The 18,131-nt window shown below is 58.5% G+C and carries 11 protein-coding genes; 8 read left to right on the top strand and 3 right to left on the bottom strand.

Features of this window, described 5'->3' with window-relative positions:
- Positions 1-41: 41 nt before the first annotated feature.
- Complete coding sequence (locus IF654_RS23090; protein ID WP_269059464.1) at positions 42-5,054, top strand: dermonecrotic toxin domain-containing protein; 5,013 nt, start codon at positions 42-44, stop codon at positions 5,052-5,054.
- A 166-nt stretch (positions 5,055-5,220) separates the two neighbouring features.
- Entirely contained in the window at positions 5,221-6,327 is a 1,107-nt protein-coding gene (locus tag IF654_RS05495) for an OpgC domain-containing protein (protein ID WP_047273938.1), read from the top strand.
- 54 nt (positions 6,328-6,381) lie between these two features.
- On the opposite strand, the gene IF654_RS05490 is transcribed toward IF654_RS05495, so the two are convergent.
- Entirely contained in the window at positions 6,382-7,812 is a 1,431-nt protein-coding gene (locus IF654_RS05490; RefSeq protein WP_047273936.1) for an amino acid permease, read from the bottom strand.
- A gap of 369 nt (positions 7,813-8,181) precedes the next feature.
- Between IF654_RS05490 and IF654_RS05485 the strand changes: the two genes are divergently transcribed.
- From IF654_RS05485 to IF654_RS05475, 3 genes are all read left to right on the top strand, one after another.
- A complete protein-coding gene (locus IF654_RS05485; protein ID WP_194862688.1) occupies positions 8,182-11,280 on the top strand; it encodes a transglycosylase domain-containing protein in 3,099 nt (1,032 codons plus the stop codon).
- Between the two features lie 133 nt (positions 11,281-11,413).
- Positions 11,414-11,995 carry a PadR family transcriptional regulator gene (locus tag IF654_RS05480; protein ID WP_047278758.1) on the top strand — a complete coding sequence of 194 codons (582 nt, stop codon included), beginning with the start codon at positions 11,414-11,416 and terminating at the stop codon, positions 11,993-11,995.
- Positions 11,992-12,777: a siderophore-interacting protein gene (locus IF654_RS05475; protein ID WP_194862689.1), complete on the top strand. Its 786-nt coding sequence runs from the start codon at positions 11,992-11,994 to the stop codon at positions 12,775-12,777. The genes IF654_RS05480 and IF654_RS05475 overlap by 4 nt, the downstream gene beginning before the upstream one ends.
- 51 nt (positions 12,778-12,828) lie before the next feature.
- Here IF654_RS05475 and IF654_RS05470 read toward each other — a convergent pair whose 3' ends face one another.
- Both IF654_RS05470 and IF654_RS05465 read right to left on the bottom strand, forming a co-directional pair.
- Positions 12,829-13,476, bottom strand: a complete 648-nt coding sequence (locus tag IF654_RS05470; RefSeq protein WP_194862690.1) for a Pr6Pr family membrane protein — start codon at positions 13,474-13,476, stop codon at positions 12,829-12,831.
- Positions 13,477-13,483: 7 nt separating this feature from the next.
- Entirely contained in the window at positions 13,484-13,714 is a 231-nt protein-coding gene (locus tag IF654_RS05465) for a VF530 family protein (RefSeq protein WP_047273926.1), read from the bottom strand.
- 223 nt (positions 13,715-13,937) lie between these two features.
- Between IF654_RS05465 and IF654_RS05460 the strand changes: the two genes are divergently transcribed.
- The 3 genes from IF654_RS05460 to IF654_RS05450 all read left to right on the top strand — a co-directional run bounded on the left by IF654_RS05460 (position 13,938) and on the right by IF654_RS05450 (position 18,029).
- Positions 13,938-15,974, top strand: coding sequence for a TonB-dependent receptor (locus tag IF654_RS05460; RefSeq protein ID WP_194862691.1), 2,037 nt, complete (start codon positions 13,938-13,940; stop codon positions 15,972-15,974).
- A gap of 179 nt (positions 15,975-16,153) precedes the next feature.
- Positions 16,154-17,128, top strand: a complete 975-nt coding sequence (locus IF654_RS05455) for an L-tyrosine/L-tryptophan isonitrile synthase family protein (protein ID WP_194862692.1) — start codon at positions 16,154-16,156, stop codon at positions 17,126-17,128.
- Between the two features lie 49 nt (positions 17,129-17,177).
- Positions 17,178-18,029: a TauD/TfdA dioxygenase family protein gene (locus tag IF654_RS05450; RefSeq protein WP_094987385.1), complete on the top strand. Its 852-nt coding sequence runs from the start codon at positions 17,178-17,180 to the stop codon at positions 18,027-18,029.
- Positions 18,030-18,131 lie beyond the last annotated feature (102 nt).

The raw sequence follows: 18,131 nt of genomic DNA, 5'->3' as shown, positions 1-18,131 counted from the left end.
TTCCTAGACTCAAGGTCTTTTCACGCCATGGAAGTTTATACATGCCCACCTCTTCAGCCACCCCAGTGCCCGACCTTCAACAACTTGGCATTCATCACGATTTCATTAAAAACGCAGTCCACGAGCCGGTCAGACAAGCCCCCCAACAAGTCTTATCCCAACTGCCCGATCATGCCCTTGATATCCCGCGCTGGTACAGCGACGCGTCTGACGCTCAACGTGAAGCCTTAAAAGAGATACAGGCGCTTAATAATGTGTCACTCACGGCCCTCAATACGTACCTCAATCAAATAAGCTCCGTTGAAGCCTTCGCCAAACCTTTATTGACCACTGCGCTGTTCACGCGTTTCGGCATCGAGTGCGATGTCGACATCAACATCATTACCCAGACCACGCTTAATTACTTCACCCAGGAAGTCACCAGCACGACCACGCAAACTTTGTTGCAAGCGGCGTTGCATAACTTCGAAGACAGTCAGGCCCAGGCGGGCGGTATCGCCAAAGGCTCGCACCTGTGGAGTCATAAATCTCAGGGCTATGACACCTCGGCGCCGCGCCTGATTGATATACCCCCTGTTGAATTCGCGCAGTTGTGCCGAGAACTGGATATTGGCGGTCAATATCAGACGCACTTGACGACCCTCTTCAATCCCGCCGACAACGCCGCGAAGAACCAGCTGTTTCATACGTTCGAGCGCCATGAGCGCAACGTCATGATGTTGCAGGCACAAATTGCCCTGATGAAAGGTGACATCAGCGCCTCGACACACTCGATGTTGCTGAGTTATTGCCGAGGGGATAACAACCCCGTCTTCCATGGTTTGCCATTAACCTGTAACGCCCTGCAAATGGACGACATTCCCTTCAACTCGATGATCCTGTCCCATGGCGACCCGCTTGAGCGTGATCGCCGCTGCGTACTGTATATCCCCGGCGATCCGATCAGTTGCATCAAGGAATATGCATCTGTGCGTCTGGCTGCGACCGATTGGTTATATAAAATGCAGGACCCGGAATACCGGCGTTTCTTTATTCATCTCGCACCCCAACACCAAAAACTGCAACTGAACAAACGCTTGAATGCGCGTTTTATCGACAAGAACAACGACCCGCTGGAGATGACGCGCAACCCGATCAGCACGAACCTGTTCAGTTATCTGTTTGAACTTAAAAAATTCCAGCTCATGAACGACGCACGCTTTATTGCCGTGCCCACGGCAGAAATAAATCGGCTCTCGTTACTTAACCGCATCGAACATTATTTCGATGTCGGCCTGAATGTTTTAAATATCGCCGCACTGTTTGTTCCCGGCCTTGGGGAAGTGATGACCGTGGTGTTTGCCGCGCAGATCATGACCGACATTTACCACGGCATCGAGGCGTGGGAACAAGGCGATCAGGCGCAAGCCTGGTCTTACACCCGTAGCGTATTGCTGAACGTGGCTTTTATCGCTGCCGCTGGAAAGTTGGCCAAGGAATTCAAAGCCGCCCCGGCCATTGAACGGTCGCCCCTTGTGGAAGAACTCGACACCGTTGAAATGCCGGACGGCAAAACACAGCTATGGATGCCCGACCTCGCCCCCTTTGAGCATGATGTACCGCCCCACGCCGCTGCCAAGGTTGATCAGCGCGGTCTCTATACCCATGAGGGCAACAGTTATCTGGAACTCGAAGGCAAGCAGTATCAGGTTCAATACCAGGCCAACAACACCTATCGCTTGAAGCACCCCACCCGGACGAATGCGTATTCACCATTAATCACGTCCAATGGCCAGGGTGCCTGGACACACGAGATTGACGAGATTCAAACGTGGGAGCCGGCCACATTTGTGCGCCGCCTCGATGTTGCCCTTCAGGGACTGAGCGATGAGCAAGCGCTCAACTTTTTAAAGGTGTCTGGCACAGACGAATCAGCCGTCAGGCAGAGTTTTATCGATCAGCAACCTCCCCCCGCGTTACTGAGTGATTGCATCCAGCGCTTTAAGGCACGTCAGGACCTCAATGAATTCATCACACGCATGCACGCCGGGGACGTGCAGGCCGACCCGTTGTCACAGCTTCAAGTGCTGACCCATCCCGAGATCTGGCCTGCCAACAAACGCCTGCGTTGCATCGACAGCGCGGGCAACACACTGATCGAATATGGGCCGGTTCAAGCAGGCAAAGTGCCTGTGATCCAAGTGCTCGACAGCCAGGTGCGCCAAGGCCAGTTGTTTAAAACGGTGCTCATGTCGCTGGACACGGCAGAAATCATGGACCTGATCGGGGTAGATCCCCTGACAGGCACCTTTGAATCGGATATCAACGAACAGGTCAGGTTGTTGGGCTCCAGGGTTGCCAAACACACTGAATATCTGCGCGAAGACCTGCTCGATGTGCAATACCGGCAGTCTCAGGAATCGGATGATCCACTGATTCAAACGCTGACCCGCAACGCCCCGACGTTACCGCTCTCAGCGGCCAACGAAATCATTGGCGCGGCCACATCCAGTGAAATCGTTCACCTTGAAGAGGGACGCGTTCCCTTGCGTTTGAAAGAAGAAGCCCGGCTTTTCGAGCAGGAAAACCGCTTGATGCGTGCCTATGAGGGACTGTACTTCGAGCACGCGCCCTCCCTGGACACCCAAAAACTGATCCTGCACAGCCTGGCCGAGATGCCGGGTTGGCCGAAGGATTTGCGACTGGAAGTGCACGACAGCACGCTTTCCGGGACCGTGATCGATGAAATCGGTGCCCCGGATGCTTCCATTCGTAAAGTGCTGGTCAAACAGGGCACTCGCTACATCACCTACAACGGCGAGCATCAAGAGCTGCACGGGCTGGATAACCTGTACGCCTCAGTGCTGCACGCCTTGCCTGACGCGCAACGGGCCGCGCTGGGTTTTCCATCCACCGCTCAGGGGAAATTGCTGGAAGAAGCACTGCTGGAGCGCCCCATTCTTACCCGCGCCAAGGCCAGAAAATTACTGAACTTACCCCCACAAACCACGGCGCCTCACTCTCCGTTACGGCGGGTCAAAGGGCGCATGGGCTACCCTCGGCTTGAAGCCGAAGGCGCGCGTTGTGTTCGGGCCCCCTTTGCCTGTATGTCGATGCACCCGCGACGGATCAGGCATTTAACAACAAAGCTGTTCCCGGCGCACAGCACGGAGAACATCCAGGGGTTTATCGGCGTTGACAGCCTGTTCAGCCGTGCGGGGTTGAGCCGGCTTGAGGCCTTGAACAAAGAGTTCAAGGCGTTGAAGAACAGCCTGGCCGATTGGCAAAACGAACCCCTGGAGTTTGTACAGTTCAGCGATGAGCATATTCGGCCGGTGCACATACGGGACAAGGCGCGTTTTGCCGACAAGCTGATCAAATGCTGGCAGCGCCATCCCGAATCCGGTGCGCTGATGCATGGCTCACGTTTGGACTTCAGCAATATTCAGCTCGGCAAACTGCCCACGCTGGAGGCTGATTTCAGTCATGTCACGTCCCTGAAAATGAATAACCAGTACTTGCATTCCAGTTATGACGCCTTTTTAAAACGCTTCCCCAATCTGAAAGAACTCAGCTTTGAATCGACCCATCTGCGCGAACTCCCTGAATCACTCTTCACGCTGCAAGGGCTGACCACACTCAAGTTGCACAAAAACAAGTTGGCGCTCACCCCGGCAGCGGCCAGCAAACTCGCCACCTTAAAGAACCTCAAGGTGCTGGACCTCAGCCATAACAAGCTGGAACACCTGCCTGACTTCAGCCAGATGACAGAGTTACGCAGCCTGAATGTCAGCCAAAACCGACTCACGCAATGGCCTGCGGGCGTTGACGATTTACCTTTTTTAACCCAGCTCGACCTGCGCGGGAACAGGATCACGACCCTGCCAGAAGGGTATTTCCAGCTACCCGCGGACAGGCTCAGGGGCACGTTCTTGCATGACAACCCGTTAAACGCCCGTACCCATGATTCCGTCAACGAACTCAGAAGCCGTTTCGGGCTTGCGCTGGAGTCGCGGGTGCATGCCCCTGACACGCCGCACCCGGCCAATCTGTGGATGGCCCCGGACTTGCCTGCTGCCGACGTCAGTTTGAAAAATGACCTGTGGGACGCTTTGAGTGCAGAACCCGGCTCTGAGAGCTTCTTCAAGGTCATTCGAGACCTGGTGGCCAGTGCTGATTTTGAGCGTGATCGCGCACTGTTGACCGACAGGGTCTGGCGCGTCCTCGAAGCTGCTGCCATCGACAGCGACTACCGCGCCAGCGTGTTTGCCCACTCGATTGAAAACGAGACCTGCGTTGACCGGGTGGCGACTATTTTCAGCCGCTTCGGGTACAGGGTCTTATTGCGCGAAGCCTTGTTATCGGAGGGCGCCGAAAAAGAGCTCAAACTGCTGAAACTGATGAAAAGCGAAGTTCGACTCATTGAGCTCAACGACATCGCTGAGACCCAGATCGCGTTGCAGCAAGAGGCCTATAACGCCGCGTTACGCCAGGCTGTATTGCCCACATCGGACATTGCACAGCTCAAGCCTGACCCGCTTGAAGTCAAACTGATTTACCAGGTTGACCTGGCCAAACGGCTTGAGCTGCTTTGGCAGCCTGCGCATATGAAGTTCAGGAATGTGTCGAAGATAACGCCAGCGCAAATTGAGGACGCTTACCAGATCATCGTCAACAAAGAGGCCTCCCCCGGTTTTATGGCCAATCAGCTGCTTGAACTGGAGCCCTGGAAAAACCACATTGAAGCGGCCTACAAAGGCAATATCAAAACCAGTAACGCGTTGCTCGACCAGCGCTATCTCAACCTTGAAACCTTGAGTGAAAAACACAAGGCATGGGTCGATGCCGTGGCGGCGAACAATCAGGACGCCGTGGCCATGCTGGAAGGCGAACTCAAGGAACTGGCGCAGACGTTAGTCATTGATGAAAGCAAGGTGTTCACGCAGACCACTGCGTTTGAGGGTCTCTACAATGGCGAATTGACCACACTGGCCAACATGAAGAAAAAAAACCTGGTGCAGATCACCCAAGGCATTTTGGATAAAAAGCCCCTCGAAACGATTAAAGAGGAGTGAGTGAGCAACTTTAGCCGCCCCGTCTGTAGCAATTAGAGACAATGCGTCATATCAAGACTTTGCATTTACCGCTAATTGCCTTCACCCTGCGCGCCGCCGTTGTGCGGCGCGCAACCTCTGCCGCGCCTGCGGGTCTTTTTATAACCTTTGTCTGAGTACTGCCGTGATGACGACCGGACGCGACCACCGCATCGATTTCTTCCGCGGGCTGGCGCTGATTTTTATTTTCTGGGATCACATTCCGCACAACCCGCTGGCCGAACTGACCGTGCGCAATTTCGGTTTCAGCGATGCGGCGGAAATTTTTGTTTTTCTGGCCGGATACGCCGCCGTACTGGCTTACGGCAAGATCGCACAACGTGACGGCTTCGTTCGGGCAGGGATCAAAATCCTGCGCCGTGCCTGGGTGCTGTACGTGGTGCACATTTTTTTGCTGGCAGTGCTGATGGGCATCGTGTTCTTCGCCAACAGCCACGTCGAAACCCGTGATCTGGTGCAAGAAATGGGCTTGCAGTACTTCTTGAGCAACCCGCAGCAGGCGCTCACCGATGAGCTGTTACTGCGCTTCAAACCCAACCTGATGGACCCGTTGCCGCTCTACATTCTGCTGTTACTGGGGTTACCGCTGGTGTTGCCCCTGCTGCTGCGCGGGTGCGCCGTGGTGGTGGGCGTTTCGTTTCTGGTGTACCTCACAGCCCCCTACTGGAACTTGGCCGCACAGGAAGGCGGCGTGTGGTTTTTCAACCCGCTGGCGTGGCAGTTCCTGTTTGTCCTCGGGGGCGCTGCGTCCCTGTGGGCGCAACGCGACAAGGCGCCAGATCTGCGTCCCCTGACGCGCCAACCGATGTTCATTGGCGCTGCGTTGTACCTGCTGTTGACCGGGCTGCTGGCGTTGTCCTGGAAATGGCCTCAGGTACACGATGCAATTATCCCGCTGTGGCTGGGCGAACAGCTCTACCCGATCAGCAAGACCAACTTGTCCCCTGTGCGTTTATTGCACTTTCTGGCGTTGGCGTATGTGGCGGCAAAACTGGTGCCCCACAGCCATTGGCTCAACCTCTGGGTGGCACGGCAAACCTGTCGGATGGGGCGGTATTCGCTGGAAGTGTTTTGTCTGGGGGTGGTGCTGGCGCCGCTGGCTGACATGCTCAATGCACTGGGCGGTGACACGCTGGCGATCAAACTGATCAGCGCCGTGTTGGGCGTGGGGATGATGGCGGTACTGGCAGCGTGGCTGGACTGGAACAAACAGTTGAATGCCACTGCAAAATAACCGTGCCGCAATGAGTTCACTCGCTCCGGCACGGTGTGTCACTGGGTCAGTGCATCAGCTTTTTTTCAGCTGCGCGCCCGGGTTCGGCTCGCTCACCTGAGTCGGCTGCAACTTGAACACGTAAAACAGCACGGTCAGCAGGATCAGAAACGCAGGCCCTACAAACAGCGCCACGCGTGTCTCCACGAAGTACGCCATCAGCCCGACCACCAACAGCAAGAACGCCAAAGCGGCATAGGAGCTGTACGGGTACAGCCACATGCGGTATTTGAGGGCGGCGGCTTCTTCCGGGCTCAGGTTTTTGCGGAAGCGCAGTTGCGCCAGCAGAATCATCAACCAGGTCCAGATCGCGCCGAAGGTGGCGATGGCCGTCACCCACACAAACACTTTTTCCGGGGCCAGGTAGTTCAACACCACGCCCAACAGCAACATCGCAATCGACAGCAGCAACGCCTGACGCGGCACGCCGTTCTTGGAGGTTGTACCGAAATTGGCAGGCGCCTGACCATTCTGCGCCAGGCTATAGAGCATGCGCCCGGTGCTGAAAATGCCGCCGTTGCACGACGACAATGCCGCCGTAATGACCACGAAGTTGATGATACCGGCAGCGGTCTTGATGCCCAGACGCTCAAAGGTCATCACGAACGGGCTGCCCTGGGTGCCGATTTCGTTCCATGGATAAATCGACAGGATCACGAACAGCGCGCCCACGTAGAACAACAGAATGCGCCAGAACACCGAGCCAATCGCGCTCGGAATGGTTTTTTGCGGGTTTTTCGCTTCACCGGCGGTGAGGCCGATCATCTCAACGCCCAGGTACGCAAACATCACCATTTGCAGGGACATCAGCACGCCCTGCACGCCATTGGGCATGAAGCCGCCGTGGGTCCACAGGTTGGAAATACCCAGCGCGACGCCATCGTTGCCAAAACCGAAGGCGATGATACCGATGCCACCGAGCACCATCGCAATGATGGTCACGATCTTGATCAGGGCAAACCAGAACTCGAACTCACCGAACGCCTTGACCGCGATCAGGTTGATCGAGCCCATGCTGATCAGCGCCGCGAGCGCCCAGATCCAGCGCGGGACATCCGGGAACCAGATCCCCATGTACACCGCCACCGCCGTGATTTCCGCGACGCAGGTCACCAGCCACAGGAACCAGTAGTTCCAGCCCGTCAAAAAGCCCGCCAACGGGCCCAGATAATCTTGTGCGTAGCGGCTGAACGAGCCGGCTACCGGGTTGTGCACGGCCATTTCGCCGAGCGCGCGCATGATCACCAGAATGGCCAGGCCACCGATGATGTACGACAGCATGATGGCAGGGCCTGCCATTTCAATTGCCTTGGCCGAGCCCAGGAACAGGCCGACGCCGATACAGGCGCCAAGCGCCATCAAGCGAATGTGACGCTCGCCCAGTTCACGCTTGAGCGGACCGCCCTGAGCGGTGTCGCTGTGGGGCTGGTGGTTGCCGACTGGCATAAAAGTACAACCTCATATTGTTATTGGATGTGGCATCAATCGGGCGCTCTATCAAGCCGGGCGTGTGGCCCGGCTCCCCTCTTGATCGGCCCGGACCTCGTGGGTCGGCAGGTCAAAAGGGAAATGCCCTACTGAGATCGGCGGCGAGTATTGCACAGCGTTGGTGCACAGTCATGCCCCTACCTAGGACGTATTTACCTTACTTGAAGGCTCTATCCCTACACTCTTGGGACAAACGCCTTACAGCCGCAAGTGGGGCAACGGGTGGAAATCCCACGCGAAGAACGGCACACAAAGTTCTCGTGCCCGTGGCCCACCGTCTACGCTTGATTCAAGCGCAGCCAAAATGCGCACGTGGATCGGTCAACTATGGGCGCACTGTGGCATTCAACCTCCAGCAAACTCGCAGTGCCTGATACGGCAGTGGAGGACGCCCCGTCCCCGGCCCCACGGCACCGCGGGCGGCGTTATGGCTGGATGGCGTTGGGCGTGCTGCTGTTGATCGCGCTGGTGGTTCTGGGGTTCGCCATCGAAAAAGAAGTGCGCACTTCCCGGCTACAGGCGCAAGCGTTCAGTCGCTTTGCCGCAGCCCTGAACTATTCGATGCACGCGGGCGCCAGCGACTCCATGCTGTATCCCGGCGCAGGGCCGTTCGACAAGCGCTTGGGTTACAGCTCGCTGGGCGACTTTTTGCCGCGCCTGTTAAAACGCGATTACGTGATTGCCGAGCAAACTCGCTTCTCGCCAGAACTGTTGAGCTACAGCAAGAAAGGGTTTTTCGTCCCCTACTCGGAAAAAATTCAGGCCGGGCTCTCCATTACGGATTGCTCGGGCGCGCCGCTGTACCACTACAACTACCCGCAGCAGCTGTATTCCGACTTCGCCAGTATCCCGCCCGTGGTGGTGCAGAGCTTGCTGTTCATTGAAAACCGCGACTTGCTCGACCCCGCCCAGCCGTTGGCCAACCCGGCGGTGGACTGGCCGCGCTTCGCCATGGCCGCCTGGTCACAGGTGGCCAAATTACTCCACTTGCCCGGCCAGTCAGCGGGTGGCAGCACGCTAGCCACCCAGCTTGAAAAGTACCGGCACTCCCCCGATGGGCTGACCGTGTCGGGCAGTGAAAAACTGCGGCAGATGGTTTCTGCCAGCGTGCGCGCATATCAGGATGGCCCCGACACCTTAAAAGCACGCCAGACGATTGTGCGTGACTACCTCAACAGTGTGCCGTTGTCGGCGGTGCCCGGGCATGGCGAGGTGCACGGTATGGCCGAGGGCTTGCGCGTCTGGTACGGCGCCGATTTCAACCAGGTCAATCAGCACCTGGCCAGCACCGCCAGCGACCCGCAAAGCCTGGCGCAACGCGGGTTGGCGCTGCGCGAAGTGCTGTCACTGATGATTGCCCAACGCCGACCTTCGCATTATTTGGCCAAAGGCCGCGACGAGCTGGCGGTGCTGACTGACAGCCATATCCGCCTGCTGGCCCAGAATCAGGTGATCAACCCTGCACTGACCACTGCGGCATTGGCCAGCCGTGTGGCTTACCGGGACTGGAACACCGCCCCGACGATCCAGCCGATCGAAACCAACAAAGGCATCAGCGTGGCCCGCGGTCGTTTGTCGGCCCTGCTCCAACGCCCGCTGTATGACCTTGACCGCCTCGACCTGTCAGCCACCAGCACCTTGCAGTACGACTTGCAGCGCCAGGTCAGCGAATACTTGCGCAAACTGGCCGACCCCGCTGTTGCCGGCAAACTCGGACTGCTGGGCGAGCGGTTGCTGACCCCCAGCAGCACGGCGCAGGTGCGTTACAGCTTCACCTTGTTTAAGCTGACGCCCGATGGCGCCCGCGCACGGGTGCAAACCGACAGCACGGACCAGCCGTTCGACATCAATGAAGGCAGCAAACTGGAGCTGGGCTCGACCGCCAAGCTGCGGGTGATGACCACTTACCTGCAAATCATCGCCGAGTTGCATGAGCGTTACGGGGGCCAGTCCAGCGCCAACCTGAAGAAAGTCCAGATCAATGAGCAAGACCGCTTGAGCCGCTGGGCCGTGGACTACTTGATCCGCGACCCGAACGCGAGCCTTGCCGGCATGCTCGATGCAGCGCTCAACCGCACCTATTCGGCAAATCCGGGGGAGCGTTTTTTCACCGGCGGCGGCATGCATCACTTCAATAACTTCCGCGTTCAGGACAATGGCCGCAACCCGACCCTGCGCGACGCGATCCGTGAATCCATCAACCTGCCGTTTGTGCGCCTGATGCGCGACGTGGTGCGTTACACGACGTATCAGGCGCCGAGCAACAGCGCAGAACTGCTCAAGGACGACCTCAACCCCCGTCGGCAGGAATACCTGGCGCGCTTTGCGGACCGTGAAGGCACCACCTACATGCTCAAGTTCTGGAAAAAGTATAAGGGCAAGGACACGCAGGCACGCCTCGATACGTTTCTGGACAGCATGCACCCCACTCCCATTCGCATGGCGGCGGTCCACCGGTATCTGTTTCCGCGCGCCGATCAGGCAACCTTCAACAGCTTCGTGCGTTCGCATTTACGCAGTGACAAGGTCCCTGACGAGCGCCTGGCCAAGCTCTATCAAAGCTACGGCCCTGGCGCGTATGACCTGCCGGATCAAGGCTACATTGCCAAGGTCCACCCGCTGGACCTGTGGCTGATGGGCTATTTGCTGAACAACCCGCAAGCCACCTTCCAGCAAGCCGTCGCCGCCAGCCAGTTTGAGCGTCAGGAGGTTTACAGCTGGCTGTTCAAAAGCCGACACAAGAGTGCCCGTGACAGCCGGATTCGCACGATGCTGGAGATTGAAGCGTTCCTCGATATCCACCAGCGCTGGCAGAAAGTCGGCTACCCGTTTGATCACTTGGTGCCTTCGCTGGCCACCGCGCTGGGCAGCTCGGGGGATCGCCCGGCAGCGCTCTCCGAGCTAATGGGGATTATCTTGAACGATGGCGTGCGTTTGCCGGTGTTGCGCATCGATACCCTGCATTTCGCCGCCGACACCCCCTACGAAACCCGCCTGATCAATGACCCGGACAAAGGCGAGCGGGTCATGCCCAGTGAAGTGGCCAACGCACTGCGCGAGGCCCTGTCACAGGTGGTGGACGCCGGTACGGCACGCCGTGTGTCCGGCAGCTTTAAACAACCCGACGGCGCTGTGCTGGCCATGGGCGGCAAAACCGGCACCGGCGATAACCGCATCGAAAGCATGGGCGCTGGCGGGCGCCTTATCAGCTCCAAGTCGATCAACCGCACGGCGACCTTTGTGTTCTACATCGGTGAACAGCACTTTGGCACCCTGACAGCGTTTGTGCCGGGCCGCTCGGCCGAAGCCTTCAAATTCACCTCCGCGTTGCCGGTGCAAGTGCTCAAAGGCATGGCGCCCATCCTCACGCCCTATCTGCAACCCGCCACCCACACGTTGTGTCATCCGCCCACCGCGCAGTTGTAACGCCTGCCCAAACACCCGCATCTGAAAAAACGCCGGCGCTCACTTGAGAATCGTTACCGTTCATCCTTTCGGCTTGAACACTCTTAAGATATATCTTAAGTTGTATCTAACTTATACAGAGAGCGAAGAGAACATGAGCGAACATCATCACCCCCACCACCGAGAGCAGGGCGTGCACGCGGATGGTTTCGAGAAGCGCCCCGGCCGTGAACGCGGTGGACGAGGCCCTCGTGTGTTTGCCCCGGGCGATCTGAAATTGCTGCTGCTGGCCCTGATCGCTGAACAGCCTTGCCACGGCTATGACCTGATCCGCCAGATCGAAACCCTGTTCGAGGGCGCGTACAGCCCAAGCCCCGGCGTGATTTACCCAACCCTGACGTTCCTTGAAGAAAGCGAGATGATTCAGGGCGAAACCGAAGGCGGTAAAAAGCGTTATGCCATCACCGAGGCGGGTCGCCAGTCGTTGACTGAACAGGCGATTGCGCTGGACGGCGTGCGGATGCGCATTGACGTGAGCAAGCGCTCGCTGCGCGGCCATGACCGGCCGGAAGAAATCCACGAGGCCGTGCACAACCTGCGCCACGCCCTGCAAATGCACCACGGCCGCTGGAACCCGGAAGAAATCCTGCGCGTTCGCGACCTGCTCAACACCACCGCCAAAGCCATCGTCGACGGCCCCGTGACTCCCCGGCCCACGCAGGAGAATGCCCAATGAATGCCGCAACGCCGCAGACCATTCACCGCGTCATGCATGAAATCAAACGCCGAAAACTGACGGTACTGCGTCTCGTCGACCTGACCCCGCGCATGCGCCGCATCACCGTCGGCGGGCCTGAGCTGGCCGGTTTTATCAGCCTGGGCAGCGATGACCACGTGAAGCTGTTCTTCCCGCAAACCGCTGAAGAACAGGCGTCACTTGAAGGGCTGGAGCTGAGCGCCGGCCTGAAAAGCAGCAGCCTGCCACCGATGCGCGACTACACGCCGCGTCGCTTTGATCTGAAGACAGGCGAACTGGACATCGATTTCGTGCTGCACGGCGACGGCCCTGCGTCCACTTGGGCGGCGCAGGCGCAACCCGGCCAAACCCTGCACATCGGCGGCCCGCGGGGCTCAATGGTGGTGCCGGATATGTTCGACAGTTATCTACTGATCGGCGACGAAACGGCCCTGCCCGCCATCGCCCGCCGTTTGGAAGAGTTGCCGGCCAACTGCCGGGCCACGGTGGTGGTTGAGGTCGAAAATGCGGCAGAAGAACAACCGCTCCAAAGCGCCGCGAGCGTTGAGGTGATCTGGGTCCACCGCGATCAGGCCACTGAAGACCTGCTCAAAACGGTCGAGCAATTGAAGATGCCCGAAGGCCAGTTGTACGCATGGGTGGCGACCGAAAGCGCACTGTCGCGCAAAGTGCGCAGAGTGTTGCTCGACACCCATGGTTTGAATGACGAGTGGGTGAAAGCCGCTGGCTACTGGCGGCTGGACACCAGCGCCGAAGAATAAGCCGCCTGGCGGATCGCTGGCACAGCGCCATGATTCACCGGCGCTCATCTCCTACTTCCAGCGATCCAGCCCCACCACAATGACGGCCACGACGATAAACCCCGCCAATATGCCGCTGGCATTCATGATCGTCAGCGCGTAGCCCAGCTTGTCTACATCCACAAACGGATACGGGTAGACGCCTAACAGATGCCCGCGTAGCAGGATGTAGCCGAAGTACACGAGCGGGTACAGCACCCACAGCCCGATGTGACGGATACGCAGTGCCCCTTTAGGCACGCACCACCACCAATACAGCGCGTACAGCACCGGCATCACATCGTGCAGCAGCTCATTGGCGAGCCATTGCAGCCCCTCGGGTTGCCAAAGGTTGCGCAACAACAGGCTGTAGGCAACGCCCACCACGATCATGCTCACGCAAATTCCGCTGCTGACCTTGGGTTGCAGGAAAAACCGCCTGCCCGCCGAGTCACGCCGTGTGGCTTGGCAGGTCAACACCGCTGCGGCCAGGGTGTTGGTGAGGATGGTGAAGAAACCGAAGTAATTCACCAGCCCGCCCAACAGGCTGGCGCCTGACGTCCAGCGCGCCATCAGGATCAGGTCGAGCTGAATCGCCAAGCCGCTCCAGCCGAGGATCGCCAGCCAGGAGCACAGCGTGCGTACAGTGGCTGCGCTGAATGTCGTCGGGCGAGCAGTCATCGGGCCGTCAAATATCGCGCTTGGTGCGGGCGTATTTCACATACAGCTTCTCGACCTTTTCCCGCGCCCAAGGGGTTTTACGCAAGAAGGTCAGGCTCGACTTGATGCTCGGGTCACTCTTGAAGCAGCGAATATCAATGCGTTGCGCCAGCCCTTCCCACCCGTAGTGCGCCACCAGCGCGGTCAGGATGTATTCGAGCGTCACGCCGTGCAGGGGATCGTTGTTGGGTTCAGTCATGCCGAGCCTTAAGTAAGCAAAAGAAGGAAAGCCGCGCACCTTAGCCGAGCGCTGCCTCAGGGGGAAGTGCGCGTGCCCTGCCGCAGTTTAGCCCTGAGTGGGCATACGGGATGAAAGTTCCCCTTGGCGACCATTAAAGCGATGTTATATTGTAACCATTGTTATCACGAAAGCGCGTACGCCGCGTCCGTTTTTCCCCGCCCACCTTGCCAAGGAACTTGCAATGTCGTCCCCTGCTTTGCCCCGCCCTCTTCGCCGTTTACCCCTCACCCCGTTGGCCGCCGCTCTGCTCATCGCCTCTCCCGCCTACGCTTTGGAACTGCAACCCCAAGTGATTACCGGCAACCCGCTGGGCAGCAGTCAACTGGCGTCCCCGACCACCGTGCTCGAAGGTGACGACCTGACCCTGCAACAGCAAGGCAGCCTGGGCGAAACCCTGAACAAGCAACCTGGTGTGTCGTCGTCCTACTTTGGGCCGGGCGCCAGCCGCCCGATCATTCGCGGCCTCGATGGCGACCGTATCCGCCTACTGCGCAATGGGGTGGGCGCGCTGGATGCCTCGTCACTGTCCTATGACCACGCCGTGCCGCTGGACCCGGTTAACGTCGAACGGATTGAAATAGTGCGCGGCCCCGCTGCCCTGCTGTACGGCGGCAACGCGATTGGCGGGGTGGTCAACACTTTTGACAATCGCATCCCCACCGAGGCCATTGAGGGCATTCAGGGTGCCGGGGAACTGCGTTATGGCGGAGCAGCCACAACGCGCAGCAGCGCAGGCAAACTCGAAGCCGGCGATGGCAGCTTCGCCTTGCACCTGGACGCGAATGCACGGACCTTCAATGACCTGAAAATCCCCGGCTACGCACGCAGCCGTCATGCACCGCAAAGCGAAGACGGCGACGAGAAGAAAGGCCGTCTGGGCAACAGCAATGGCCGACAGGATGGCGGTGCTGTCGGCGGTTCCTACACGTGGGACGACGGATACGCGGGCCTGTCCTACAGCAACTACGACGCCAACTACGGTTCGCCAGCGGAGCAGGATGTGCGCATCCGCATGAAACAGGATCACTACGCGTTCGCCTCAGAGTTGCGCAACCTGCAAGGCCCCTTCAGCTCACTGAAATTCAACGCGGGCTACACCGACTATGAGCACCGTGAAATCGAAGACGGCGAAGTCGGCACCACCTTTAAGAACAAGGGGTATGAAGCCCGGATAGAGGCCAGGCACGTACCCCTGGGCCCTCTTAATGGAGTGGTGGGTGCACAGGTCAATCGCAATGAGTTTTCTGCCTTGGGCGAAGAAGCGTTCGTCCCGCACACCGACACCCACAGCGGCGCGCTATTCATTCTCGAAGCGCTTCAGGCCACCGACCGCCTCACACTCAGCCTGGGCGGGCGACTGGAGCGCACGGTGGTTGACCCGGACGCCAAAGGCAATGAGCGCTTCGGCACAGCGGACAGCTCAAAAAACTTCACCGCTGGCAGCGTCTCTTCAGGCGCGGTCTTTAGCCTGACACCGGTCTGGTCGCTGGCAGCCACGCTGGGCTACACCGAGCGCGCCCCGACGTTCTACGAGCTGTACGCCAACGGGGCACACGTGGCCACCGGCACCTATGAAGTGGGCAACGCCAACCTGTCGAAAGAAAAAGCCGTCTCCAGCGACTTGGCACTGCGTTTTGACAACGGCACCCACACAGGCAGCGCTGGCGTGTTCTACAGCCATTTCTCCCATTACATCGGCCTTCTGGGCACAGGTCGCACGCTCAATGACGAAGGCGAACCTGACGCTGATGGCATGCCCGAATACACCTACTCCGGGGTTCGCGCACGTTTCACCGGGTTTGAAGCGAAAGATCATTGGAAGCTGGGCGAAAGCGCCTACGGTAAATTTGCACTAGAACTGGCGGGCGATTACACCCGCGCCACCAACCTCGACACCGGCCAAGCCCTGCCGCGGATTGCCCCTTTGCGCCTGAGCAGCGGTTTGCTCTGGGAGCTGGACCGCTGGCAGGCGCGGGTGGACGTCGAACACGCCAGCAATCAGGGGCGCGTCCCGGACAACGAGTCCGGCACCGACGGCTACACCACGTTGGGCGCCAGCGCCGGTTATCACTTTGATGTGGGCGGCAGCCAATGGCTGGCATTCGTCAAGGGCGAGAACCTGACCAACCAGACCGTGCGTTATGCGAGCTCGATTCTGCGAGACATCGCGCCAGCCCCCGGCCGCAGCATTGAAGTGGGCTTGCGTACGACGTTTTAACGCAAGCGGCTAGCAAAAACGCCTGCGGCCCACGCCCGCAGGCGCTCGGCAACAGCTCTGGATCGGGCATGAGGTCATGACCTGAGCAAAAAAATAAAAGCAAACACCCGCAGAATCGCTACGCTCCCACTCCGTTCTCACTGTGTCACTGTTACATCCATGGAGCGTCAGGAGTCCCTATGAACGGAAGCTATTGCCACACCACTGCCTCAAAAATTCTGCATGAAATCCTGCACTACAGACGTCGTTTTTCAGGTAGCGATCAAGATATTTCCCTTGAAAACGAACTCGTCATCCTCACCCAATTGCCGCGCATTCAGACATTTGTCAGCGCCAATCTGCCGATTCACTTCATCCTCCCGGCATTCCCCGCCAAATCCCCGAACCCCAACAAAGTGCTCGGCACCGTGCCGGACATGGCTGAAAAACTGGCGCTGACGTTTCTCAACGCGCTGTGCGAGAACATCAAGGCCCACTATGCGCCAGGCGCGAGGCTGACCATCTGTTCGGATGGGCACGTCTTTTCTGACCTGATCAACGTTAATGACGACACGATCAACACCTATCAAGGCAAGATCAAAGCATTGATTCACGATGAGCAGTTGAACTGCCTGGACGTCTTGAACCTGGGGGATATCGACGAGTTCGCCGCCTTGACCGATGACTATGACGTGCTGCGCAGCACCTTGTTGCAAGGCTATGCAGACCCGCTGGAAGACATCCGCACGTTCCTGATCAACGATGAAGACGGCACCCGCCTGTACCGGGCCATTACGCGGTTTATGTTTGAAGACGGCTTGATGCCCGACTACCAGGGCTCCAAAACGGCACTGCAGCGGGACGCTCGACAGCGCGCCTATGGGGTGATTCAAAGCAGTTGGGCCTGGGGCAATTTACTGGCGCAGTGCTTCCCGGATGCCATCCGCCTGTCCATTCATCCGCAACCGGCATCGAGCCTGAAAATGGGCATTCACATGCTGCCCACCAAAGATGACTGGCTAACCCCGTGGCACGGCACGGCTGTCGAAGTGGACGGGACATTCTTGCTGATGAAAAAGACCGAAGCCGTGGAGTTGAACGCCGAACCGGTCTGGGTGGATGGCAAGCACAGCCACTACACGCTGGACTCGCGAAAGTCCGTCGCACACGCGTGAGCCACCCCCCTGCGTCTGAACGTTCACCCACTGACTCCGGTAACCCGTTATGGAAAACACACACGCTTTCAAGGCCAGCCTTCACGCACCCTTTGGTTTACTGATCAACCCCGGCTTTGCGGGGCAAACGGCTGAACAACTGGACGTTGAAGTACTCAAACAGCTGGCGCGCGAGCACCACTTACTGATCCTGCGCGGATTTGCTCCGACCTTCGTCGATTCAGCCAGCTTCACCCGCTTTGCCGAGCAATGGGGTGAGATCAAGATGTGGCCCTTTGGCGCCGTGCTTGACGTCAAGGAACACCCGGACGCCACCGACCATATTTTTGATCACAGCCTGGTTCCGCTGCATTGGGATGGCATGTATAAGCCGACAATTCCTGAGTTTCAGTTGTTCAATTGCCTCTTTGCACCCGGCGAAGATGAAGGAGGCCGTACGACGTTTCTGGATACCCAAGGATTGCTGGCGCGCACGCCCAAAGCCGTGATCGAACGTTGGCGCCGCATCAGCGTGACCTACCGTATTCGGCAAGTGGTGCATTACGGCGGACAAGTGTGCTCGCCCTTGCTGGTGGAGCATCCGCGTACCGGCCGAACCGTCTTGCGTTACAACGAACCGGCTCAGGATGGCGTACGGTTCCTCAACCGCCATGCATTGCACTACCACGGCCTCAGCCCTGAACAGGTGCAAGGGTTCGAGGAGGACTTGCAGGCCCGGCTGCATGACCCGCGCGTTTACTACCGGCATGCGTGGCAACAAAGCGACGTGGTGATCGCCGACAACTTTTCCCTGTTGCACGGGCGCGAAGCCTTCACCGCGCGCTCCGCACGGCATCTGCAACGCGTGCATATTCACGCCAATCCCGTTTGCCATAACAGCGCCCTGCAACCACAGGGCTAAGCCGCAACCTCGCTCATCGTCGCGTGTGGCGATGAGCGAGGTCGGGCCCTGGCGCGCTACCCGGCGACGCAGTCATTAACCCAAGACGTGTAAAAAACACTG

This window comes from Pseudomonas lundensis (assembly GCF_015377145.2).
GTDB classification, from domain to species: Bacteria; Pseudomonadota; Gammaproteobacteria; order Pseudomonadales; family Pseudomonadaceae; genus Aquipseudomonas; species Aquipseudomonas lundensis.
This window is presented reverse-complemented; position numbering and strand designations above follow the sequence as displayed.